Below are 1,242 nucleotides of genomic sequence, written 5' to 3'. Positions count from 1 at the left end.
TGAGCCACCCCTGATTTCTCGGACACCCAAAAGCGAGGACAATCCTCGCACGGAGGTGTTCGATGCAGAAACGTCAACAGTTCACAGCGGAGTTCAAGCGCGAAGCGGTTCGATTGTTCAAGGCAGGCGATCGTCCCGCTGCGGTGGTGGCGCGGGGGCTGGGCATCCCGCGCAACAGGCTCTACAAGTGGGCGCAGGATCTGGAAAAGAAGGGCGCTACGGCCTTTGCCGGCAGCGGCCGTCCCACGACCAGCGGCGATGAGCTGGCTGCACTCAAGCGCGAGAACGCACGGCTGAAGGAAGAGAACGCGATCCTAAAAAAAGCGGCGGCGTACTTTGCGCGGGAGTTGCCGTGAGGTACGCCTGGATCCGAGACCAAGCCGGGTATCCGATACGGCGGCTTTGCGAGGCACTGAACGTCTCGGCGAGCGGCTACTACGCTTGGCGAGATCGCAAGCCCGGCCCCCGGGCCGCAGCGAATTCGCGGCTGCTGGAACGCATCCGTACGCTTCATGTGCAGAGCCGGGAATGCTATGGCGCGGTACGGCTGTGGCAGGCGCTGCGCCGCGAGGGCGAAACATGTGGCCGACATCGGGTACGTCTGCTGCGCCGTGCGCATGGGATCGAGGCCAAGCGGCGACAGCGATATGTGCGCACGCGGGCGACGTACCAGCGCGTGCCCCCGGCGCCAAACCTGTTGGCTTGGCCGTTCTCCAGCCCGAAGCCCGACGCTGTGTGGGTCGCGGACATCACCTTCGTGCCGACCCGTACTGGCTGGTTGCATCTCGCGGCTGTGCTCGACCTGCACACTCGACAGATCGTGGGTTGGGCGATGGGCGAGCGCCCGGATCAGAAATTGGCCAGCGCCGCGCTGCTGATGGCGCTCGACCGTCGCGGGCCAGCGTCTGGCGCGATCCATCACAGCGACCAGGGAAGCCAGTACACCAGCGGCGCCTATCAAGCCGAGCTCAAAGCAGCCGGCCTGCAGCCGAGCATGAGCCGCAAGGGCATGCCTTACGACAATGCGGTGATGGAAAGCTTCTTCAGCTCGCTCAAGCAGGAACTCACGCACCATGAACGTTTTGCGGATCTCGATGAAGCCAGAGGCAAGCTCTTCGATTACATCGAGGTCTTCTACAACCGCCAACGGCTGCACAGCAGCCTCGGCTATCGGACGCCAGTTGAACAGGAGAGGCTGGCAAGTGCTTAATTAACCTGTCCGAGAAACCGGGGGTAGCTCAG

Annotated in this window: 2 protein-coding genes; both read left to right on the top strand. The window is 63.4% G+C overall.

The features are described 5' to 3' along the window. Positions 1-62 precede the first annotated feature (62 nt). Entirely contained in the window at positions 63-356 is a 294-nt protein-coding gene (locus QUA07_RS29895) for a transposase (protein ID WP_333321316.1), read from the top strand. Then, a complete protein-coding gene (locus QUA07_RS29890; protein WP_333321314.1) occupies positions 353-1,210 on the top strand; it encodes an IS3 family transposase in 858 nt (285 codons plus the stop codon). The genes QUA07_RS29895 and QUA07_RS29890 overlap by 4 nt, the downstream gene beginning before the upstream one ends. Positions 1,211-1,242 lie beyond the last annotated feature (32 nt).

Origin of the sequence: Microcoleus sp. T3_A4 (assembly GCF_036700465.1) — a bacterium.
Classification (GTDB): Bacteria; Cyanobacteriota; Cyanobacteriia; order Cyanobacteriales; family Microcoleaceae; genus Microcoleus.
Note: the sequence above shows the minus strand (reverse complement) of the source record. Positions and strands in the feature narration are given on the sequence as shown.